The sequence below is a fragment of the Pseudomonas sp. FeN3W genome, assembly GCA_030263805.2.
Classification (GTDB): Bacteria; Pseudomonadota; Gammaproteobacteria; order Pseudomonadales; family Pseudomonadaceae; genus Stutzerimonas; species Stutzerimonas stutzeri_G.
The window spans coordinates 783,040-805,428 of sequence record CP136010.1; the positions used below are offsets into that span (position 1 = coordinate 783,040).

The following is a 22,389-nucleotide window of genomic DNA, read 5'->3' on the forward strand; positions in this document are numbered from 1 at the left end:
CCTGTCAGCGATCGGGCCAGCGCCAAAGCCGCGCATCATAGCTGACCATGGGAACCCTCGCCCGCATGACCCGGTCCAGTGCAGTAGCGAAGCCCCATGGGCTTCACCGCTCATTCATCAGCCAGCCCTTACCGTGTGGGCACAAGGAGATGAGGAATGCCTTCCCTGGATAGCCTGAATTGCCGCCGCAGCCTCGAAGTCGCCGGCAAGACCTACCACTACTACAGCCTGCCCGACGCAGCCGCCCAACTGGGCGATATCAGCCGCCTACCCACGTCACTGAAGGTACTGCTGGAGAATCTGCTGCGCTGGGAAGACAACCAGACAGTCCGCGCCGACGACCTGAAATCCCTGGTGAGCTGGCTGGACACGCGCAGCTCCAAGATGGAGATCCAGTACCGCCCTGCCCGCGTACTGATGCAGGACTTCACCGGCGTACCGGCAGTCGTCGACCTGGCGGCCATGCGCGACGCCGTCGCCAAGGCCGGCGGTGATCCGCAGAAGATCAACCCGCTGTCGCCGGTGGACTTGGTCATCGACCACTCGGTGATGGTCGACCGTTTCGGCAACGATCAGGCATTCGAGCAGAACGTTGCCATCGAAATGCAGCGCAACGGTGAACGCTACGAGTTCCTGCGCTGGGGCCAGCAGGCCTTCGACAACTTCGCCGTAGTACCGCCGGGCACCGGTATCTGTCACCAGGTGAATCTGGAATACCTCGGACAGGTGGTCTGGACCCGTGAAGAGAACGGCGAAACCTATGCTTATCCGGATACCCTGGTCGGCACCGACTCGCACACCACCATGATCAACGGCCTCGGCGTTCTCGGCTGGGGTGTCGGCGGCATCGAGGCCGAGGCGGCAATGCTCGGCCAGCCGGTGTCGATGCTGATCCCGGAAGTGATCGGCTTCCGCCTCACCGGCAAGCTCAATGAAGGTGTCACCGCCACCGACCTGGTGCTGACCGTGACGCAGATGCTGCGCAAGCACGGCGTGGTCGGCAAGTTCGTCGAGTTCTTCGGCCCCGGCCTGGATCACCTGCCGCTGGCCGACCGCGCCACCATCGGCAACATGGCCCCCGAATACGGCGCCACGTGCGGCTTCTTCCCGGTCGATCAGGTGACCATCGATTACCTGCGCCTAACCGGCCGCAACGAAGAACGCATCGCGCTGGTCGAGGCCTACAGCAAGGCACAGGGCATGTGGCGCGACGCCAACTCGCCCGACCCGGAGTTCACCGCCACGCTGGAGCTCGATCTCAGCCAGGTACGCCCCTCCGTGGCCGGACCGAAACGTCCGCAGGATCGCGTGACCCTCGGCGACATCGGCGCGAACTTCGACCTGCTACTGGAGACCAGCGGGCGCAAACAGCAGGCCGATGCTGAATTCGCGGTCACCGATGAACAGTTCCAGCTCAAGCACGGCGCGGTGGTGATCGCTGCCATCACCTCCTGCACCAATACCTCGAATCCGAACGTGCTGATGGCCGCCGGCCTGGTTGCGAAGAAGGCCATCGAGCGCGGCCTGCAACGTAAACCCTGGGTCAAGACTTCTCTGGCGCCGGGCTCGAAGGTGGTGACCGACTACCTCAAGCGCGCCGGCCTGACCCGCTATCTCGACGAACTCGGCTTCAACCTGGTGGGCTACGGCTGCACCACCTGCATCGGCAACTCCGGGCCACTGCCGGATGCCATCGGCCAGGCGATCACCGATAACGATCTGATCGTTTCTTCGGTCCTGTCCGGCAACCGTAATTTCGAAGGGCGCGTGCATCCGCTGGTCAAGGCCAACTGGCTGGCCTCGCCGCCGCTGGTGGTCGCCTTTGCACTGGCCGGCACCACACGCATCGACATGGACCGCGAACCGCTGGGCTATGACGCGCAGAACCAACCGGTGTACCTGAAGGACATCTGGCCGAGCAGCGCTGAAATCACCGAAGCGGTGGCGCGCATCGATGGCGAGATGTTCCGCAGCCGTTACGCCGACGTCTTCAGCGGCGACGAGCACTGGCAGAAAATTCCGGTCAGCGCCGGGGATACCTACGCGTGGAACGCCAATTCCAGCTACGTGCAGAACCCGCCCTACTTCCAGGATATCGGCCAGCCTCCGACCCCGCCGGCAGATGTCGAGAACGCTCGCGTGCTGGCCTTGTTCGGCGACTCGATCACCACCGACCACATCTCACCGGCCGGCAATATCAAGGCCAGCTCGCCGGCCGGCACCTACCTGCAGTCGCTGGGCGTGGCGCCGGAGGACTTCAACTCCTATGGCTCCCGCCGCGGCAACCATGAAGTGATGATGCGCGGCACCTTCGCCAATATCCGCATCAAGAACGAGATGCTTGGCGGCGAAGAAGGCGGCAATACGCTCTATCAGCCGAGTGGCGAGAAGCTCTCGATCTACGACGCCGCCATGCGTTACCAAGCCGAAGGCGTACCGCTGGTGGTGATCGCCGGCAAGGAGTACGGCACCGGCTCCAGCCGCGACTGGGCAGCCAAGGGGACCAACCTGCTGGGTGTCAAGGCGGTAATCGCCGAGAGCTTCGAGCGTATCCACCGCTCCAACCTGATCGGCATGGGCGTGCTGGCATTGCAGTTCGTCGATGATCAGACGCGCCAGTCGCTGGGCCTGAACGGTACGGAGAAGTTGTCGATCCGCGGGCTCGGCGCGGATATCGCGCCACGCCAGATGTTGACCGTGGACGTGGAGCGCGCCGATGGCTCGCGTGACTCGTTCCAGGTGCTGAGCCGCATCGATACGCTCAACGAGGTGCAGTACTTCAAGGCCGGCGGAATCCTGCACTACGTGCTGCGCCAGCTGATCGGGAGCTGATCGAAACCGGAAAACGCCGATGCGATTCCTTTCGCATCGGCGTCCGCCGGTCCTTCGGCGATTGGTTTCCAGCTGCCCTGACGTCCCTGCCCGCTGCCCGGCTCCCTCAAGTCGCATCGCATCGCGAAGCACCCGGACACGCACCGACAGTGCCCAAAACCCGTTACAGAACCATTAAGCTTCGGCTGCCGCTGGTCGCCTGTGGGCAGTAAAAACTGATCCGCGAATCAGCTTTCGCTCAAGAACACCACTCTCCGGCCGACCAACTGGCCGGCCCGCCCCATTAGAAAAAACATACAGGTCGGGTGCTCCACCCTACGATTCCTCTGCCAGGCGTGATAGTCGATGCGTAACAACCAACCCGTGACAAAGCGTGAATACGCGTTTCCTGATCAGCAACGCCTCATCTCCACCACCGACCTCAAAGGCCAGATCACCTACTGCAACGATATCTTTGCCGAGGTCAGCGGCTTCGCGCGTGACGAACTGATTCGTGCGCCTCATAACCTGGTGCGCCATCCGGACGTACCGCCGGCAGTGTTCGATCACATGTGGACGACCCTCAAGCAAGGCAAACCGTGGATGGGCATCGTCAAGAACCGGCGCAAGACCGGCGACCATTACTGGGTCAACGCCTACGTCACGCCCATTTTCGACCAGCAGCACCAGGTGACGGGCTATGAGTCGGTACGGACCAAACCGACTCGCGAGCAGGTCCAGCGGGCGGAAGCGCTGTATGCGCGCATCAATTCCGGCAAGGCCGGCGTGCCCCGGCGCGACACCTGGCTGCCCGTATTGAGCAAATGGCTGCCGTTTCTGGTCATCAGCCAGATCGGGTTTCTAGTCGGCGCCAACTTCGATCATGCGCTGGGATTCATCGCCGCCGCGCTGTTGGTCGTACCGTTCGGCCTCGTCGCGCTGCACTGGCAGCAACGCGGCATAAAACGCCTGTTGCAGCTGGCGAGCCAGAGCACCAGCGATCCACTCATCGCGCGCATGTATACCGACAGCAGCGGCGTCGAAGCCCAACTGGAAATGGCGATGCTCAGCCAGCACGCGCATCTGAAGACCTGCCTCACGCGCTTGCAGGACATGGCCGTGCAGTTGCAGGGCCAAGCCAAGCAGGCCGACTCGCTGGCACAGAACTGCGCCAACGGCCTCGTGCAGCAACATCAGGAAACCGAGCAAGTCGCAACGGCGATCAGCGAAATGGCCGCGACGACGCAGGAAGTCGCCGGCAACGTCGCGCTGGCCGCCGACGCGACCCGCGAGGCCAGCCGTCTCACCGATCAGGGCCGTACGGTCACAGCCGAGACACGCGAGGCCATTCAACAGCTATCCGAATCCGTCGCGAAGACGGGCGAGGCGGTCAACCAACTGGCGAACGACAGCGAGTCAATCGGCAGAGTGGTCGATGTGATCAAGAGCATCGCCGACCAGACCAACCTGCTGGCACTCAACGCCGCGATCGAAGCTGCGCGTGCCGGTGAAAGTGGCCGCGGCTTCGCGGTGGTCGCCGACGAAGTCCGCCAGCTTGCCCAACGTACGGCCAGTGCCACGGGTGAGATCCATCAACTGATCGAGAAACTTCAGTCGCAGGCGCGTCACGCCGTGCAGACCACCGAGGCTGGCCGCGTGCATGCGACGCGCGGCGTCGGTCAGGTGGTTCAGGCTGATCAGGCCCTCAGCGGCATCAACGAGGCGATGGGCAATATCATCGACATGACCGCACAGATCGCGTCCGCGACGGAGCAGCAGAGCGCGGTGGCCGACGAGATCAGCAACAACGTCAGCACCATCGCCCGGCTGGCCGAGCAGACCACCGGTGATGCACGCAGCTCCGCCTTGCTCAGCGAGGACCTGGCCGCCACTGCACAAGGGCAGTACGCCCTGGTCGAGCGCTTCAACCGCTGACCGCGCCAAGGCGCCATGTAGGTTGGGTCGGGGCGCGCAGCCTGAGAAGCGAAGCGACGAAGCCCAACACCCCACGGAACGTGCGGCTCTTGCGCGTGGCGAAAGCCGTCTCTCACGAATATGCCGCCTGTGACCTCGCGCGTAGGTGGGCTCGGGATGTGTAGGTTGGGTTGAGGAACGCAGCGACGAAGCCCAACACGTCGAACCCAATCCCTGTTGGGCTTCGCTGCGCTCAGCGCCAACCTACGACGTCTTCGCACTTCGCCCTCAGGCCTGCGCCACGTCCCGCAGAAATGCCGCGACCGCATCGGCCGCGCGGTCCAGGTGCTGCTCGTGGGTCAGGCCGGAACGCTTCAGCGGCTTGAGGTCGTGATCCGCGGCGGCGAGCCAGTGCAACCTGATCGCCGCGGACAGCGAATAGCCGGCCACCGTCTGGCGATCACCCAGCGCGTCACGCTCGCCTTGGACGATCAGGGTCGGCGTGCACAGCTCGGCCAGATGCGCCACCCGCGGCTTATCCGGCTTGCCGGCGGGGTGGAACGGATAGCCCAGGCAGACCAACGCCTCCGCACCCAACTCATCGGCCAGCAGGCTTGCCATTCGTCCGCCCATCGACTTGCCGCCAATGGCCAGTGGTCCTGTGGCCTGCTGTCGCACCAGGGCATGCATATCCCGCCATTGGGCCAGTAACTGGGCCTGTGGGCTGGGCGGCCGCCTGCCCGCTCCGGCACGTCGTGCCGCCATGTAGGCGAACTCGAATCGGCAAACCGCTATCCCGCGCGCAGCAAGGCGCGCAGCCATTTGCTCCATGAACGGGCTGTCCATCGGCGCGCCTGCACCATGCGCCAGGATCAGGCTTGCCCAGGCGCCGGCGGACGGCGGGTTCCACCTGACGAGATGCCCTTTGTCACATTGTGTGTATTGATCCGTGTCAATACCGGCAGATTGCCCTTTCCCCATCCTTGCCCCGCTTTCTATTAGAAAGAAAAAAACTGCTCATTACCCGTGGATGGAAGCCCATACATGAACACAGCAACCAGTACCGCCTACAGTTACAAGGTGGTCCGCCAATTCGCCATCATGACGGTGGTGTGGGGAATCGTCGGGATGGGGCTCGGCGTTTTCATCGCAGCACAATTGGCCTGGCCATTTCTGAACCTTGACCTCCCCTGGACCAGTTTCGGGCGTCTACGTCCATTGCACACCAACGCGGTGATCTTCGCCTTCGGTGGCTGTGCTCTGTTCGCGACATCCTACTACTCGGTGCAGCGCACCTGTCAGACCACGCTGTTCGCGCCGAAACTGGCCGCGTTCACCTTCTGGGGCTGGCAGCTGGTCATCCTGCTCGCCGCGATCTCCCTGCCGCTGGGCTTCACCAGCTCCAAGGAATACGCGGAACTGGAGTGGCCGATCGACATCCTGATCACCATCGTCTGGGTGGCCTATGCGATCGTCTTCTTCGGTACGCTGGCGACGCGCAAGGTCAAGCATATCTATGTCGGTAACTGGTTCTTCGGCGCCTTCATCCTGACCGTGGCAATCCTGCACATCGTCAACAACCTGGAAATCCCGGTCAGCGCGATGAAATCCTACTCGCTGTATGCCGGTGCGACCGATGCGATGGTGCAGTGGTGGTACGGCCACAACGCCGTGGGCTTCTTCCTGACCGCCGGCTTCCTCGGGATCATGTACTACTTCGTGCCGAAGCAGGCCGAGCGTCCGGTGTATTCCTATCGCCTGTCGATCGTCCACTTCTGGGCGCTGATCACCGTCTACATCTGGGCCGGCCCGCACCACCTGCACTACACCGCCCTGCCGGATTGGGCACAGAGCCTGGGCATGGTGATGTCGCTGATTCTGCTGGCTCCGAGCTGGGGCGGCATGATCAACGGCATGATGACTCTCTCGGGGGCCTGGCACAAACTGCGTAGCGACCCCATCCTGCGTTTCCTGGTGGTTTCGCTGGCGTTCTACGGCATGTCGACCTTCGAAGGCCCGATGATGGCGATCAAGACCGTCAACGCCCTCTCCCACTACACCGACTGGACTATCGGCCACGTACACGCCGGCGCCCTCGGCTGGGTTGCCATGGTGTCCATCGGCGCACTGTATCACCTGATCCCGAAAGTGTTCGGCCGCGCTCAGATGCACAGCATCGGGCTGATCAATACCCACTTCTGGCTGGCCACCATCGGCACCGTGCTCTACATCGCCTCGATGTGGGTCAACGGTATCGCCCAAGGTCTGATGTGGCGCGCGATCAACGACGACGGCACGCTGACCTACTCCTTCGTCGAAGCACTAGAAGCCAGCCACCCCGGTTTCGTGGTGCGGATGATCGGTGGTGCGATCTTCTTCGCCGGCATGCTGGTGATGGCCTACAACACCTGGCGCACCGTGCAGGCTGCCAAGCCCGCCGAGTACGACGCTGCCGCGCAGATCGCCTGAGGAGCCTAGGTAAATGAAATCGCACGAGAAACTAGAAAAGAACGTCGGTCTGTTGACCCTGTTCATGATCCTGGCGGTGAGCATCGGCGGCCTGACCCAGATCGTCCCGCTGTTCTTCCAGGACGCCGTCAACGAGCCGGTCGAAGGCATGAAGCCGTACACCGCGCTGCAACTGGAAGGCCGCGATCTGTACATCCGCGAAGGCTGCGTCGGCTGCCATTCGCAGATGATCCGTCCGTTCCGCGCTGAAACCGAGCGTTACGGCCACTACTCGGTCGCCGGCGAAAGCGTCTACGACCATCCGTTCCTCTGGGGCTCCAAGCGTACCGGTCCGGACCTGGCCCGTGTCGGCGGCCGCTACTCCGATGACTGGCACCGCGCGCACCTGTACAACCCGCGCAACGTAGTGCCCGAGTCGAAGATGCCGTCCTACCCGTGGCTGGTGGAGAACACCCTCGACGGCAAGGACACCGCCAAGAAGATGTCGGCACTGCGCACCCTCGGTGTGCCGTACACCGAAGAAGACATCGCTGGCGCTCGCGACTCCGTCAAGGGCAAGACCGAGATGGACGCAATGGTGGCCTATCTGCAGGTGCTCGGCACGGCCCTGACCAACAAGCGCTAATCGCACAGCCAAGAAAAATGACGGCTGCCACGCCAGCCGTCAGGGACTTCAATCGCGGACAGCCAGAGTTGCTCGGGCTGTCCAGGAGTAGCACATGAGCACTTTCTGGAGTGGATACATCGCCCTGCTGACGCTGGGCACCATCGTCGCTCTGTTCTGGCTGATCTTCGCCACCCGCAAGGGCGAGTCGGCCGGCACCACGGATCAAACGATGGGTCATGCCTTCGACGGCATCGAGGAATACGACAACCCGCTGCCGCGCTGGTGGTTCCTGCTGTTCATCGGCACGCTGGTGTTCGGCATCCTTTACCTGGTGCTCTACCCGGGCCTGGGTAACTGGAAAGGCGTTCTGCCAGGCTACGAGGGTGGCTGGACCCAGGAGAAGCAATGGGAGCGCGAGGTCGCTCAAGCTGACGAGAAATACGGTCCGATCTTCGCCAAGTATGCGGCCATGTCGGTGGAAGAAGTCGCCCAGGATGAGCAAGCCGTGAAGATGGGTGCTCGCCTGTTCGCCAACTATTGCGCCATCTGCCATGGTTCCGATGCCAAGGGCTCCCTGGGCTTCCCGAATCTGGCCGACAGCGAATGGCGCTGGGGTGGTGATGCAGCCTCGATCAAGACCACCATTCTGAACGGCCGTATCGCGGCGATGCCGGCCTGGGGTCAGGCCATCGGCGAAGAAGGCGTGAAGAACGTTGCAGCCTTCGTCCGCAAGGAACTCGCTGGCCTGCCGCTACCGGAAGGCACCGATGCTGATCTGGGCAAAGGCAAGGAGGTCTACGCACAGACCTGCGCCGTTTGCCACGGCCAGGGCGGCGAAGGTATGGCGGCACTGGGTGCGCCGAATCTTCAGCATGCTTCCGGCTGGATCTACGGCTCGAGCCTCGGCCAGCTGCAGCAGACCATCCGCCACGGCCGCAACGGCCAGATGCCTGCCCAGCAGCAGTACCTGGGCGACGACAAGGTTCACCTGCTCGCCGCCTACGTTTACAGCTTGTCGCAGAAACCTGAACAACTCGCCAAGCAGTAAGTCGTAAAAGGGCGGTACACTCGTACCGCCCTTCCCGCCTTGTCCTCAGGCAACTCCTGTCGCGCTGCGACCATCTGTCGCATCATCAGCCGACCGAAGACCTTCCCCGCCCGCTTACGCACTTCTAAGCTTTGCTTCCGACTCGCCGCACCACCTAGAACCATAAGGCGAAACTCGGTATTTCTCGCGCACCGGCCTGGTGCGAAAAATCCCTGCGCAGCGCATGGAAAACGCTTTAAATCAGGGTTTTGGCCAGCCAAGAGAGCCCGGGCGTCGTTTGCATTGCCCCCCTGCTTTCTCCATACTTGCCGCCGTTTTTGCCTTCGAAAATGCCATTAGCGTGGAAGCCTTGCATGAGCACAGCAATAAGTGAGACTGCTTATAACTATAAGGTGGTTCGCCAATTCGCCATCATGACGGTGGTATGGGGAATCATCGGGATGGGCCTGGGTGTTTTGATCGCCGCGCAGTTGGTGTGGCCCTCGCTCAACTTCGACCTGCCGTGGACGAGCTTCGGCCGTCTGCGACCATTGCACACCAACGCGGTGATCTTCGCCTTCGGTGGTTGCGCACTGTTCGCCACGTCCTATTACGTGGTTCAGCGCACCTGTCAGGCGCGCCTGTTCTCCGACGGCCTCGCGGCCTTCACCTTCTGGGGTTGGCAGGCTGTGATCGTGCTTGCGGTCATCACGCTTCCGCAGGGCTTCACCAGCTCCAAGGAGTACGCGGAACTGGAGTGGCCGATCGATATCCTGATCACTCTGGTGTGGGTGTCCTACATCGGCGTGTTCTTCGGCACCATCATGAAGCGCAAGGCCAAGCACATCTATGTGGGCAACTGGTTCTTCGGCGCCTTCATCCTGGTTACGGCGATGCTGCACATCGTCAACAACCTGGAAATCCCGGTGTCCTGGTTCAAGTCCTACTCGATCTACTCGGGTGCGACCGACGCCATGGTGCAATGGTGGTACGGCCACAACGCCGTGGGCTTCTTCCTGACCACCGGCTTCCTGGGCATGATGTATTACTTCGTGCCCAAGCAGGCTGAGCGCCCGGTGTATTCCTATCGCCTGTCGATCGTCCACTTCTGGGCGCTGATCACCCTTTATATCTGGGCCGGTCCGCACCACCTGCACTACACCGCTCTGCCGGACTGGGCACAAAGCCTGGGCATGGTGATGTCGATCATCCTGCTGGCTCCGAGCTGGGGTGGCATGATCAACGGCATGATGACCCTTTCGGGCGCCTGGCATAAGCTGCGCACCGACCCGATCCTGCGTTTCCTGGTGGTTTCGCTGGCGTTCTACGGCATGTCGACCTTCGAAGGTCCGATGATGGCGATCAAGACAGTCAACGCGCTGTCGCACTACACCGACTGGACCATCGGCCACGTACACGCCGGCGCCCTCGGCTGGGTGGCGATGATCACCATCGGCTCCATGTATCACCTGATCCCGAAAGTGTTCGGTCGCGAGCAGATGCACAGCATCGGCCTGATCAATGCGCACTTCTGGCTGGCCACCATCGGCACCGTGCTCTACATCGCCTCGATGTGGGTCAACGGCATCACCCAGGGCCTGATGTGGCGCGCGATCAACGAAGACGGCACGCTGACCTACTCCTTCGTCGAGGCACTGGAAGCCAGCCATCCCGGCTTCATCGTCCGCGCACTGGGCGGCGCCTTCTTCCTCGCCGGCATGCTGCTGATGGCCTACAACACCTGGCGCACTGTGCGTGCCGCCAAAGCAGCTCAGTACGACGCTGCTGCGCAGATCGCTTGAGGAACGGATAGATGAAGAATCACGAAGTACTCGAAAAGAACATTGGTCTGCTGACCCTGTTCATGATCCTGGCGGTGAGCATCGGCGGTCTGACCCAGATCGTCCCGCTGTTCTTCCAGGACGCCGTCAACGAGCCGGTCGAAGGCATGAAGCCTTACACCGCGCTGCAACTGGAAGGCCGCGACCTGTACATCCGCGAAGGCTGCGTAGGCTGCCACTCGCAGATGGTGCGTCCGTTCCGTGCCGAAACCGAGCGTTACGGCCACTACTCGGTCGCCGGCGAAAGCGTCTACGACCATCCGTTCCTCTGGGGCTCCAAGCGTACCGGCCCGGACCTGGCCCGTGTCGGCGGCCGCTACTCCGATGACTGGCACCGCGCGCACCTGTACAACCCGCGCAACGTAGTGCCGGAATCGAAGATGCCGTCCTACCCGTGGCTGGTGGAGAACACCCTCGACGGCAAGGACACCGCCAAGAAGATGTCGGCACTGCGCACCCTCGGCGTGCCGTACAGCGAAGAAGACATCGCCGGCGCCCGGGATGCCGTCCGTGGCAAGACCGAAATGGACGCCATGGTGGCCTACCTGCAAGTACTCGGCACTGCACTCACCAACAAACGGTAACGCATGATGGAAATCGGGACTCTTCGCGGCCTGGGCACAATTCTGGTATTCGTCGCCTTTATCGGCGTGGTGCTCTGGGCTTACAGCAGCAAACGCAAGAATAGCTTCGACGAAGCCGCCAACCTGCCCTTCGCGGACGACGAGACCGACGCCAAGAAGCGTGATGAAGAAGCTTCCAGGAGTAAGAAATAAATGACCTCGTTTTGGAGTTGGTACGTCACCCTGCTGAGCCTCGGCACCATTGCCGCGCTGGTCTGGCTGCTACTGGCAACTCGCAAGGGCCAACGCCCTGACAGCACTGAAGAAACCGTCGGCCATTCCTATGACGGCATCGAGGAATACGACAACCCGCTGCCACGCTGGTGGTTCATGCTGTTCGTCGGCACCGTCATCTTCGCCCTCGGCTACCTGGCGCTGTACCCCGGCCTGGGTAACTGGAAAGGCATCCTGCCGGGCTATGAAGGTGGCTGGACTCAGGTCAAGGAATGGCAACGCGAGATGGACAAGGCGGACGAGCAGTACGGCCCGCTGTTCGCCAAATACGCTGCCATGCCGGTAGAGGAAGTCGCCAAGGACGCTCAGGCGTTGAAGATGGGCGGCCGCCTGTTCGCCTCCAACTGCTCGGTTTGCCACGGCTCCGATGCCAAGGGCGCCTACGGCTTCCCCAACCTGACCGACAACGACTGGCTATGGGGCGGTGAGCCGGAAACCATCAAGACCACCATCCTGCACGGCCGTCAGGCGGCGATGCCGGCCTGGCGGGACGTGATCGGCGAAGAAGGCATCCGCAACGTGGCCGGTTATGTGCGCAGCCTGTCCGGCCGCGATACCCCAGAGGGTATCAGCGTCGACATTGAGCAGGGTCAAAAAATCTTCGCGACCAACTGTGTAGTCTGCCATGGACCGGAAGCCAAGGGCGTTGCTGCCATGGGCGCGCCGAACCTGACCGACAATGTCTGGCTGTATGGTTCGAGCTTCGCTCAGATCCAGCAGACCCTTCGCTACGGTCGCAATGGCCGCATGCCGGCCCAGGAAGCAATCCTTGGCAACGACAAGGTGCACTTGCTGGCGGCTTACGTTTACAGCCTGTCGCAGCAGCCGGAGCAGTGATTTTTCGAGGCCAATAGCGACGACCTGTCGCACTTGGCCTCAACGCTCCGGGCGTACCATTCGCAGCTGGACAGAAAAATGATCCTGGTCGGCACGCATCGGCCAGGACACCCACCTTCCGCCGTGGTACGCACTCGATGACTGAGCAGATCCCCGTTCGTGATGTAACCCCCCCGTCCAAGGCAGGAGCGTCGGCAGACCTCTACGCCGCGCGTGAAAAAATCTACACCCGAGCCTTCTCCGGCCTGTTTCGCAATGTCCGCCGCGTCGGCGGAGCGGTTCTCTTCATCCTTTATTTCGGCACCGCGTGGATCAACTGGAACGGCCGACAGGCTGTCTGGTGGGATCTTCCGGAGCGCAAATTCCACGTCTTCGGGGCAACCTTCTGGCCTCAGGACTTCATGCTGTTGTCATGGCTGCTGATCATCTGTGCCTTCGGCCTGTTCTTCATCACCGTGTTCGCCGGACGCGTCTGGTGTGGCTATACCTGCCCGCAGAGCGTGTTCACCTGGGTTTTCATGTGGGCCGAGAAGGTCACCGAGGGTGACCGCAACCAGCGCATGAAGCTGGACAAGGCGCCCATGAGCGGCAACAAGTTCATCCGCAAGCTGGGCAAGCACGGCATCTGGCTCGCCGTGTCGTTCGCGACGGGAGTCACCTTCGTCGGGTACTTCACCCCCATCCGCGAACTGGTACCTGACCTGCTCACCCTGCAGGTTGGCGGCTGGGCCCTGTTCTGGGTGGCCTTCTTCACGCTCGCCACCTACGGCAATGCCGGCTATCTGCGTGAGCAGGTGTGCATCTACATGTGTCCCTACGCGCGCTTCCAGAGCGTGATGTTCGACAAGGACACCCTTATCGTTTCCTACGACCCGCGGCGCGGCGAGAAGCGTGGACCGCGCAAGAAAGACGCCGACTACAAGGCCATGGGCCTTGGCGACTGCATCGACTGCACCATGTGCGTACAGGTCTGCCCGACCGGGATCGACATCCGCGACGGCCTGCAGATCGAATGCATCGGCTGCGCGGCCTGTATCGACGCCTGCGACGCCATCATGGACAAGATGAACTACCCGCGCGGGCTGATCAGCTACACCACCGAACACAACCTGTCCGGGCAGAAGACTCATCTGCTGCGCCCGCGCCTGATCGGCTATGCCATCGCGCTGGTGGCCATGATGGGGCTGTTCGCCTATGCCGTGTATGATCGCCCGCTGGTAAAACTCGACGTGCTCAAGGATCGCGTGCTCTACCGCGAGAACGAGCAGGGCAACATCGAAAACGTCTACACCCTCAAGGTGATGAACAAGGCCCAGCGCGAACAGACCTTCGTCATCGAAGCGACCGGCCTCGACGGCCTCGTCTACGAAGGTCGCAGCGAGATTCGCGCCGAAGGCGGCGAACTTGTGACGATCCCGGTCGAGCTGTCCATCGCCGCCGAGAAACTGCCCTCGAGTACCAATGAAATCGTCTTCCACATTCGCTCGGCAGACGACGACTCGATAACCGACGATGCAGACAGCCGTTTCATCGGCCCGAGCATCCGCTAAGTAAGGTAATGCATGCGCTCTGATAACGAACAAACGCGTTGGTACACCCAGTTCTGGGCCTGGTTTGTCATCGCCATCCTGCTCAGCTCCGTGATACTGGGCGTGTCTCTGCTGACGTTGGCGATCAAGAATGCCGACACCTTGGTCGCGGACAACTATTACGACGCCGGCAAGGGCATCAACCAGTCGCTGGAGCGCGAGAAACTGGCAGAGCGCCTGGAGATGCAGGCACGCATCGCCCTGAATGACGAGCGCGGCCTGGCCGAAGTGCAACTGAGCGGTGCGAGCCGCCCGCAGCAACTGGTGCTCAACCTGATCTCTCCGACCCAGCCCGAGCGTGACCGCCGCATCATCCTGCAGCCGCAGGGCGACGGCATCTATCAGGGCCAGATGCAGGAATCGATCAGTGGCCGCCGCTTCATCGAGCTGCTCGGTCGCGAAGGTGATCAGGACTGGCGCCTGTACGGAGAAAAAACCATCGAAACCGGCCGCGCCCTCGAACTGAAGCCTTGAGCCACTGATGGCAAAGCCTCTCCCCTGCTACCACTGCGGCCTGCCGGTGCCGGCCGGCAGCCCGTTCCAGGCCCGCGTGCTGGGTGAGACGCGGGCCTTGTGCTGCCCAGGCTGCCAGGCCGTTGCCGAAGCCATCGTCAAAGGCGGGCTGGAGAGCTACTACCAGCACCGCAGCGACACCGCCATCAACCCACAGACCCTGCCTCAGGAACTGAGCGAAGAGATGGCGCTGTACGACCGCGAGGACGTCCAACAGCCGTTCGTACAACACCAGGGCGATCTGGCAAGCACTTCGCTGATGATCGAAGGGATCAGCTGCGCCGCCTGCGGCTGGCTGATCGAGCGCCACTTGCGCAACCTGGATGGCGTCGCCGAAGCCAGCCTCAACCTGTCCAATCATCGCCTGAACGTACGCTGGAGCGATGCCCAGCTGCCGCTCAGCGAACTACTCGGCGAGCTGCGCCGGATCGGCTACGCAGCACACCCGTACCAGGCCGACCAGGCTGCCGAACGCCTGGCCAGTGAGAACCGCCGCTCACTGCGCCAGCTGGGCGTTGCCGGGCTGCTGTGGATGCAGGTGATGATGGCCACCATGGCCACCTGGCCCGAATTCAATCTGGATCTGTCGGAGAGCTTCTTCGTCACTCTGCGCTGGACTGCCCTGCTGCTCACCACGCCGATCGTCTTCTACTGCTGCACCGACTTCTTCAAAGGGGCATTGCGCGATCTGCGCACCCGCCACCTGACCATGGACGTGTCAGTGTCGCTGGCGATCGGCGGTGCGTATGTCGCCGGTATCTGGTCCACGATCACCGGCCAGGGGGAGCTCTACTTCGACGCGGTGGGCATGTTCGCCCTGTTCCTGCTGGCCGGGCGCTACCTGGAGCGGCGCGCGCGCGAGCGCACCGCGGCCGCCACCGCGCAACTGGTCAATCTGCTGCCTGCGTCCTGCCTGAAACTCGACGCGGACGGCCACAGCAATCGCATCCTGCTCAGCGAGCTGCAGCTCGGCGACCGCGTACTGGTGCAACCCGGTGCGTTGATTCCGGCAGATGGCCTCATCATCAGCGGCCAGTCCAGCGTCGATGAATCGGTACTGACCGGTGAGTATCTGCCCCTGCCCCGCGGCGTGGACGACGCGGTGACCGCCGGTACGCTGAACGTCGAAGGCCCGCTGACCGTGGAAGTCCAGGCTCTGGGTGACGACACCCGCCTGTCTGCCATCGTCCGCCTGCTGGAGCGCGCTCAGGCGGACAAACCGAAGCTTGCCGAACTGGCCGATCGCGTCGCGCAGTGGTTTTTGCTGGTGGTGCTGCTGGTCGCAACCATCGTCGGACTGGCCTGGTGGCAGATCGATCCGCAACGCGCGTTCTGGATCGTTCTGGCATTGCTCGTCGCGACCTGCCCCTGCGCGCTGTCGCTGGCAACGCCCACAGCGCTCACCACGGCCACCGGCACACTGCACAAACTCGGCCTGCTGCTGACCCGTGGGCATGTGCTCGAAGGCTTGAATCATATCGATACCGTGGTGTTCGACAAGACCGGCACCCTGACCGAGGGCCGCCTGACCCTCAGCGCCGTACACCCGCTCGGAGCATTGGATGCCGATGCCTGCCTGGCGCTGGCCGCAGCCCTCGAGAACCGTTCCGAACACCCGATCGCCCGCGCCTTCGGTCGTGCGCCGCTGGCGGCTGAATCGGTCGAAACAGTACCTGGCCTTGGCCTGCAAGGCAGCGTCGAAGGCCGCAGTCTGCGGATCGGCCAGCCCAGCTTCGTCGCCGAAGGTTTTGCCCAACCGGCACCCGCCATTCCCGGTGATCAGGGGCAATGGCTGTTGCTGGGCGACGAGCATGGTCCGCTGGCCTGGCTGGTATTGGACGACCGGCTTCGCGACGATGCGCCGGCATTGCTCGAGGCCTGCCGCGCCCGTGGCTGGCAGACGCTACTGCTGTCCGGTGACAGCTCACCGATGGTCGGCCAGATTGCTCGCGAACTCGGCATCGACCAGGCGGAAGGGGGCATGACGCCGGCTGCCAAGCTCTCCCGGCTGCAGGAATTGCAGGCCACTGGGCATCGGGTTCTGATGCTCGGCGATGGCGTCAACGACGTCCCGGTGCTGGCCGCGGCGGATATCAGTGTTGCCATGGGCTCGGCGACCGACCTGGCCAAGACCAGTGCCGATGCGGTGCTGCTATCCAACCGTCTCGGCAGCTTGGCGCAGGCGTTCGACGTTGCGCGCCGCAGCCGCCGCATCATCATCGAGAACCTGGCCTGGGCCAGCCTGTACAATGGCCTGATCCTACCCTTCGCCGCCTTTGGCTGGGTCACCCCACTATGGGCCGCACTGGGAATGTCGCTCAGCTCGCTCCTGGTGGTGTTGAACGCCTTGCGACTGACACGTCAGCCGGCAAGTCAAGGCTGAATCTGCTGCAACGCGGTACGGTCGCCCGTCATTGGCGCAGCGGCGCACTTTACGCAGCTATAGACTTCGCTTCGGATCCTGGAGGTCCTGATGGCCGCTCTGTACATCCTCATCCCCGTTGCCGTGGTCCTGGTGGCCGTTGCGATCTATGTATTCTTCTGGGCAGTGGACAGCGGGCAGTTCGACGACCTCGACGGTCCGGCCCACAGCATCCTGTTCGACGATGACGAGCCGCAGAAGCCTTCCGCAACCGATGCAGCGGAGTCCTCGGAAGATCAGCCGGAGCAACGCAAAGGTGACTGAACTGCTGCCCCTGCTGCTGTCTGCACTGGTCCTGGGACTACTGGGTGGTGGCCATTGCCTGGGCATGTGCGGCGGCCTGATGGGTGCGCTGACCATGGCCATCCCCCCGGACCAGCGCGGCAGGCGCCTGCGCCTCCTGGTCGCCTACAACCTCGGACGCGTATCGAGCTATGCCGTTGCCGGATTCCTTATCGGCCTGGCGGGCTGGGCCATTGCCAACAGCCCGGCGGCCATGGCGTTACGGGTGGTCGCCGCACTTCTACTGATCACCATGGGCCTGTACCTCGCCGGCTGGTGGAGCGGCCTGACGCGCATCGAAGCGCTGGGGCGCGGAATCTGGCGTCATATCCAGCCGATCGCCAGCAGACTCATGCCCGTCACCAGCTTTCCACGCGCCCTGATACTGGGTGCCCTATGGGGCTGGCTGCCGTGCGGCCTGGTCTACAGTACCTTGCTGTGGTCGGCCAGCCAGGGCGACGCGGTGGATAGCGCCTTGCTGATGCTGGCGTTCGGCATCGGCACCTGGCCGGTGTTGCTTGCCACCGGCCTTGCTGCCGAGCGATTGACAGCGTTGCTACGCAAGCGTGGCGTGCGTGTCGCCGGCGGGATAATGGTGATTCTGTTCGGTATCTGGACGCTGCCAGGCCCTCATCAGCAGTGGCTGATGGGGCATGGCTCAGCGCCGTCCCACGAGACACACACGCACTAGCGGAAGGCTTGCGAGCACTCAGGGCTCCTTGGGCAGCTGGCGCTTGTGCGCCGTCTTGTCGTAGGTGTCGATGATGATTCGGGCGGCCTCGTCCGGCACCGGCTTACCCTGCAGAAAATCATCGATGTTGCGGTAGCTGACACCATGAGCGGCCTCATCAGGCTTGCCGGGTGACAGCTCTTCGAGATCCGCTGTTGGAACCTTGTGCACCAGCTGATCGGGAGCGCCCAATGCCGCAGCTATCTGCCGAACCTGATCTTTCACCAAACCCGCCAGCGGCGTCAGGTCGCAGGCACCATCACCGAACTTGGTGAAGAAACCCATCACCGCCTCCGCCGCATGATCGGTACCGATGACCAGGCCCTGGCGCGCATTGGCGATGGTGTACTGAGCGACCATGCGCATCCGCGCCTTGGTATTGCCCAGCACGAAATCACGCTGCGCAGGGCTCAAAGGATCGAGCGCCTGCGTGGCGGCAGCCAGGCCCAGCACCGCGGTGCCGATGTTCACGGTGTGGCACTCGTCGGGCTTGATCGAATCCACCGCCAGCTGCGCTTCATGCTCGTCATGCTGCACCTGATAAGGCAGGCGCACGGCGATGAAGCGATAGTCGTCGCCTTCGCCCGCCTCGCGCATGCGGGTGACCGCTCGCTGGGCCAGCAGGCCCGCCGTGGTCGAATCGACGCCACCACTGATCCCGAGCACCAATGTCTTCAGACCCGACTCGCGCAAGCAGGACTGGATGAAGCTCACCCGACGATCGATCTCGGCCTGTACCGAATCCGGCCCGGTAAATGGTGCGCAGACGTTGAGCGCGGTTGCGATTTCCTGCTGGCGGCTGTGCATGAATCTCTCCTCTGGCGATATGAAGGCGCTGCTGAAGCATAAGACGCTGACGTGATCATCTGACCGCCAATCAGCCCGATCCTTTCGGATGTCGGCGCCGATCTGGCCCAACGCGCTAGGGTCGGATCAAGTTTGATACAGGTCAAGTCCGCCGCAATGCCCTGACCCTAGAATCCAGCGACCGCCGTCATGACCGGGAACGCCACATGCTCGATTCCATTCGCTGGGATTCCGACCTGATCCGTCGTTCCGATCAGGCCGGCCCGCGCTATACGTCATACCCGACCGCGGCCCAGTTCAATGAAAAGATCGGCTCATTCGACCTGCTGCACGCATTGCGCGGCAGCCGCCAGGCGTCACGTCCGTTGTCGCTGTACGTTCACCTGCCATTCTGTGCCAACGCCTGTTACTACTGCGGCCGCAACAAGGTGGTGACCAACGACCGGACACGTGCACAGCCCTATCTGGAACGTCTCGAGAAGGAAATCGAGCTGATCGCCTGCCACCTGGGCAAGGACCAAGTCGTCGAGCAGCTGCACTTTGGCGGCGGCACACCTACGTTTCTCAGCCATGATCAACTGCGGCGGCTGATGGGTCATCTGCGCCAGCACTTCAACCTGCAGGACGATGATCACGGCGACTTCAGCATCGAAATCGACCCCCGGGAAGCGGATTGGCCAACCATCGGACTGCTCCGCGAACTGGGCTTCAACCGCATCAGCATCGGCGTGCAGGATCTGGACCCGGATGTCCAGCGCGCCATAAATCGCATGCAGACCCTGGAGCAAACCCGCACCATCATCGAGGCGGCCCGCACGCTGCAATACCATTCGCTGAGCATCGACCTGATTTACGGCCTGCCACTGCAGACGCCGGCAGGCTTCGGCAGGACTGTGGAGGCGATCATCGACCTGCAGCCGGACCGGCTCTCGCTGTTCAACTATGCCCATCTACCCGAGCAATACGCGCCGCAACGGCGTATCAGCAGCAACGACCTGCCGGCGCCCGCCGAAAAACTGGCCATGCTGGAGCAAAGCATCCATCTGCTCACCGACGCGGGCTATCGCTATATCGGCGTGGACCACTTCGCCCTACCCGACGATGAGCTGGCGATGGCGCAAGAGGACGGCAGCCTGCAACGCAACTTCCAGGGCTACACCACCCATGGACATTGCGATCTGGTCGGTCTCGGTGTTTCGGCCATCAGTCAGATCGGTGATCTCTACTGCCAGAACACCAGCGATATCACGCAATATCAATATCAGCTGGATCAGCATCAGCTTGCCACCGCCAGAGGCTTGCGCTGCAATCAGGACGACCATATCCGCCGCGCCGTCATCCAGTCGCTGATCTGCGATTTCGAGCTGAGCTTCGCGCAGATCGAGAGTGACCACGATATCGAGTTCAGGCAGTACTTCGCCGAAGCCTGGCCGATGCTCGAGCAGATGGCCGCTGATGGAATGATCGAGATTAGCGACAGCCATCTGCTGATCCAGCCTGCTGGCCGGCTGCTGGTTCGCTCGATATGCATGCTCTTCGACCACTATCTTCCCGAGCAGGCTAGCCAAGCCAGTCGCGCCTGACCTAGAGCGCCTCAGACTATCGTCCAAATGATTGCCCTGCGACCCTTGAGCCGATTGGCCATCGCCGACGTCCTGAGTTAACCTTGCGCGCTATAACCAGGTTTCCAGGAAGCCCTCTATGTCCGAATCGATCAAGGTCCGTGCGCAGCGGCAAGCTCATTGCAAGGATTGCAGCCTGTCCGGGCTATGCCTGCCCCTGTCGCTGAACATGCAGGACATGGACGCTTTGGACGACATCGTCAAACGCGGCCGTCCCCTGAAGAAAGGCGAAACCCTGTTCCGCCAGGGCGACGTATTCAGTTCCGTATTCGCCGTACGCTCCGGCGCATTGCGCACATTCAGCGTCACCGATGGCGGCGAGGAGCAGATCACCGGCTTCCACCTGCCCAGCGAGCTGGTCGGTCTTTCCGGTATGGATACCGAAAGCTACCCGGTCACCGCGCAGGCATTGGAAACCACCTCGGTTTGCGAAATCCCCTTCGAACGGCTCGACGAGCTGAGCGTCCTGCTGCCGCAGCTGCGTCGTCAGCTCATGCGCATCATGAGTCGCGAAATTCGCGACGATCAGCAGATGATGTTGCTGCTGTCGAAAAAGACCGCCGACGAGCGCATCGCGACCTTCCTCATCAACCTTTCCGCGCGCTTCAGCGCACGCGGCTTCTCCGCCAACCAGTTCCGTCTGCCCATGTCGCGCAACGAGATCGGCAACTACCTGGGCTTGGCAGTCGAGACCGTTTCCCGCGTATTCACCCGTTTTCAGCAGAATGGCTTGCTCGAGGCCGAAGGTAAGGAAGTACGCATTCTGGATTCCATCGGACTGTGCGCCCTCGCTGGCGGCGCCATGGACGTCTGAGCCGCGTTTGGAGTAGCAGTCCGATGATCTTCGACGAATTCAGCATCAAGACCTTGATCCGCCCGGTGCAGGATTTCCCACGCCCAGGCGTGGTATTCCGCGACATCACCCCGCTGTTCCAGTCGCCCAAAGCACTACGCATGGTCGCCGACAGCTTCATCCAGCGCTATGTGGAGGCCGATTTCACGCATATCGGCGCGCTCGATGCGCGAGGCTTCCTGGTCGGCTCGATCCTGGCCTACGAGCTGAACAAGCCGCTGGTGCTCTTTCGCAAGCAAGGCAAGCTGCCCGCGGACGTGCTGTCGCAGTCCTATTGCACCGAATACGGCGAAGCTCACTTGGAGATTCACGCCGACAGCCTCTGCGAAGGCGATTCGGTCCTGCTGTTCGATGACCTGATCGCCACTGGCGGAACCCTGCTAGCCGCCGCGCAGCTTGTACGACGCATGCGCGCGAGCATTCATGAGGCCGCTGCCATCATCGATTTGCCCGAACTGGGCGGATCGCAGAAGCTTCAGGACATCGGCATTCCCACGTTCACACTGACCGCCTTCGCCCTAAGCGACCGCTGACGGCGAAACTTTCCGCGCCGCTGCTAGGTGAAGGATCTGCCCGTGTTGATGACACTAAGACGCAGCCTGCTTATCTTAGCGCTGGCCTGTACTCCCCCCGGGTTCGCGCTCGATCGCGATGCACTGCTGGACCAGGCGAATATCCTTCTACTGCCACGTGAACGGCCCATTCCGCAGCTCGAACTGATCGACCAGAACGGCCAGCCCTTCAGCACTTCGTCGCTGCAGGGACGCTGGCATATCCTGTTTTTCGGCTTTACCGCCTGCCCCGACATCTGCCCGACCACGCTGAGCGACATGCGTCGGCTACTCAACCAGCTACCGCCCGAGACACGCGAACAACTGCAGGTGGTATTGGTCAGTGCCGACCCCGCGCGCGATACGCCGGAACAACTGAAGGCCTATCTGAGTTATTACCGCGCCGGCTTCAGCGGCTTGACCGGTGAAATGGAGAAGCTGCAAAAGCTATCGAAGGCCCTGGGCCTCCCTTTCGTTCCGGCGCTCGAAACAGAGGGTGACTACAGTGTCAGTCACAGCGGTAATCTGGCTTTGGTCGCACCGGATGGCAGCCTGCGCGGGCATATCCGTGCCCCGCTGAAACTGGATGGCTTGCAGCGGATGCTACCGCAGATACTCAAGAACGAACGCTGAAACCGGCCATCGAAGCCGAACCAC

The 22,389-nt window shown here is 62.4% G+C and carries 20 protein-coding genes; 18 read left to right on the forward strand and 2 right to left on the reverse strand.

Translation table 11 applies throughout. The features are described 5' to 3' along the window. Positions 1-156 precede the first annotated feature (156 nt). Both acnA and P5704_003480 read left to right on the forward strand, forming a co-directional pair. On the forward strand, positions 157-2,832 hold the full coding sequence (gene acnA / locus P5704_003475; protein WOF79574.1) for an aconitate hydratase AcnA: 2,676 nt from the start codon (positions 157-159) through the stop codon (positions 2,830-2,832). Positions 2,833-3,177: 345 nt separating this feature from the next. Beyond that, entirely contained in the window at positions 3,178-4,746 is a 1,569-nt protein-coding gene (locus P5704_003480; protein ID WOF79575.1) for a PAS domain-containing methyl-accepting chemotaxis protein, read from the forward strand. A gap of 267 nt (positions 4,747-5,013) precedes the next feature. Here the strand turns inward: P5704_003480 and P5704_003485 are convergent, their stop codons facing one another. Further along, complete coding sequence (locus P5704_003485; GenBank protein ID WOF79576.1) at positions 5,014-5,706, reverse strand: alpha/beta family hydrolase; 693 nt, start codon at positions 5,704-5,706, stop codon at positions 5,014-5,016. Between the two features lie 63 nt (positions 5,707-5,769). Between P5704_003485 and ccoN (P5704_003490) the strand changes: the two genes are divergently transcribed. The 12 genes from ccoN (P5704_003490) to P5704_003545 all read left to right on the forward strand — a co-directional run bounded on the left by ccoN (P5704_003490) (position 5,770) and on the right by P5704_003545 (position 17,860). Then, a complete protein-coding gene (gene ccoN, locus P5704_003490) occupies positions 5,770-7,194 on the forward strand; it encodes a cytochrome-c oxidase, cbb3-type subunit I (GenBank protein ID WOF79577.1) in 1,425 nt (474 codons plus the stop codon). A 13-nt stretch (positions 7,195-7,207) separates the two neighbouring features. Then, the gene (gene ccoO / locus P5704_003495; GenBank protein ID WOF79578.1) at positions 7,208-7,819 is read left to right on the forward strand and encodes a cytochrome-c oxidase, cbb3-type subunit II; all 612 of its coding nucleotides are present in this window, start codon (positions 7,208-7,210) and stop codon (positions 7,817-7,819) included. A 94-nt stretch (positions 7,820-7,913) separates the two neighbouring features. Further along, positions 7,914-8,849 (forward strand): cytochrome-c oxidase, cbb3-type subunit III, encoded by a 936-nt coding sequence (gene ccoP / locus P5704_003500; GenBank protein WOF79579.1) that lies wholly within the window; start codon positions 7,914-7,916, stop codon positions 8,847-8,849. Between the two features lie 353 nt (positions 8,850-9,202). Next, a complete protein-coding gene (gene ccoN, locus P5704_003505) occupies positions 9,203-10,630 on the forward strand; it encodes a cytochrome-c oxidase, cbb3-type subunit I (protein ID WOF79580.1) in 1,428 nt (475 codons plus the stop codon). Between the two features lie 11 nt (positions 10,631-10,641). Then, positions 10,642-11,253, forward strand: a complete 612-nt coding sequence (ccoO, locus tag P5704_003510) for a cytochrome-c oxidase, cbb3-type subunit II (protein WOF79581.1) — start codon at positions 10,642-10,644, stop codon at positions 11,251-11,253. Positions 11,254-11,259: 6 nt separating this feature from the next. Continuing rightward, positions 11,260-11,445: a CcoQ/FixQ family Cbb3-type cytochrome c oxidase assembly chaperone gene (locus tag P5704_003515; GenBank protein ID WOF81162.1), complete on the forward strand. Its 186-nt coding sequence runs from the start codon at positions 11,260-11,262 to the stop codon at positions 11,443-11,445. Beyond that, positions 11,446-12,363 carry a cytochrome-c oxidase, cbb3-type subunit III gene (gene ccoP / locus P5704_003520; protein WOF79582.1) on the forward strand — a complete coding sequence of 306 codons (918 nt, stop codon included), beginning with the start codon at positions 11,446-11,448 and terminating at the stop codon, positions 12,361-12,363. It begins immediately after the preceding gene. 137 nt (positions 12,364-12,500) lie between these two features. Further along, positions 12,501-13,913, forward strand: a complete 1,413-nt coding sequence (gene ccoG, locus P5704_003525) for a cytochrome c oxidase accessory protein CcoG (protein WOF79583.1) — start codon at positions 12,501-12,503, stop codon at positions 13,911-13,913. Between the two features lie 12 nt (positions 13,914-13,925). Continuing rightward, a complete protein-coding gene (locus tag P5704_003530; GenBank protein ID WOF79584.1) occupies positions 13,926-14,426 on the forward strand; it encodes a FixH family protein in 501 nt (166 codons plus the stop codon). 7 nt (positions 14,427-14,433) lie between these two features. Next, positions 14,434-16,848 (forward strand): heavy metal translocating P-type ATPase, encoded by a 2,415-nt coding sequence (locus tag P5704_003535; protein WOF79585.1) that lies wholly within the window; start codon positions 14,434-14,436, stop codon positions 16,846-16,848. Positions 16,849-16,938: 90 nt separating this feature from the next. Further along, on the forward strand, positions 16,939-17,151 hold the full coding sequence (gene ccoS, locus P5704_003540) for a cbb3-type cytochrome oxidase assembly protein CcoS (GenBank protein ID WOF79586.1): 213 nt from the start codon (positions 16,939-16,941) through the stop codon (positions 17,149-17,151). Then, the gene (locus P5704_003545) at positions 17,144-17,860 is read left to right on the forward strand and encodes a sulfite exporter TauE/SafE family protein (GenBank protein ID WOF79587.1); all 717 of its coding nucleotides are present in this window, start codon (positions 17,144-17,146) and stop codon (positions 17,858-17,860) included. The genes ccoS and P5704_003545 overlap by 8 nt, the downstream gene beginning before the upstream one ends. 18 nt (positions 17,861-17,878) lie before the next feature. Here P5704_003545 and nadE read toward each other — a convergent pair whose 3' ends face one another. Further along, positions 17,879-18,706 carry an ammonia-dependent NAD(+) synthetase gene (nadE, locus tag P5704_003550; protein ID WOF79588.1) on the reverse strand — a complete coding sequence of 276 codons (828 nt, stop codon included), beginning with the start codon at positions 18,704-18,706 and terminating at the stop codon, positions 17,879-17,881. Positions 18,707-18,912: 206 nt separating this feature from the next. Between nadE and hemN the strand changes: the two genes are divergently transcribed. The 4 genes from hemN to P5704_003570 all read left to right on the forward strand — a co-directional run bounded on the left by hemN (position 18,913) and on the right by P5704_003570 (position 22,365). After that, on the forward strand, positions 18,913-20,289 hold the full coding sequence (gene hemN, locus P5704_003555) for an oxygen-independent coproporphyrinogen III oxidase (GenBank protein WOF79589.1): 1,377 nt from the start codon (positions 18,913-18,915) through the stop codon (positions 20,287-20,289). A 118-nt stretch (positions 20,290-20,407) separates the two neighbouring features. Next, positions 20,408-21,142, forward strand: coding sequence for a fumarate/nitrate reduction transcriptional regulator Fnr (fnr, locus tag P5704_003560; GenBank protein ID WOF79590.1), 735 nt, complete (start codon positions 20,408-20,410; stop codon positions 21,140-21,142). Between the two features lie 23 nt (positions 21,143-21,165). Further along, a complete protein-coding gene (locus P5704_003565) occupies positions 21,166-21,714 on the forward strand; it encodes an adenine phosphoribosyltransferase (GenBank protein ID WOF79591.1) in 549 nt (182 codons plus the stop codon). 42 nt (positions 21,715-21,756) lie between these two features. Beyond that, positions 21,757-22,365: an SCO family protein gene (locus P5704_003570; protein ID WOF81163.1), complete on the forward strand. Its 609-nt coding sequence runs from the start codon at positions 21,757-21,759 to the stop codon at positions 22,363-22,365. The last annotated feature ends 24 nt before the right edge of the window (positions 22,366-22,389 follow it).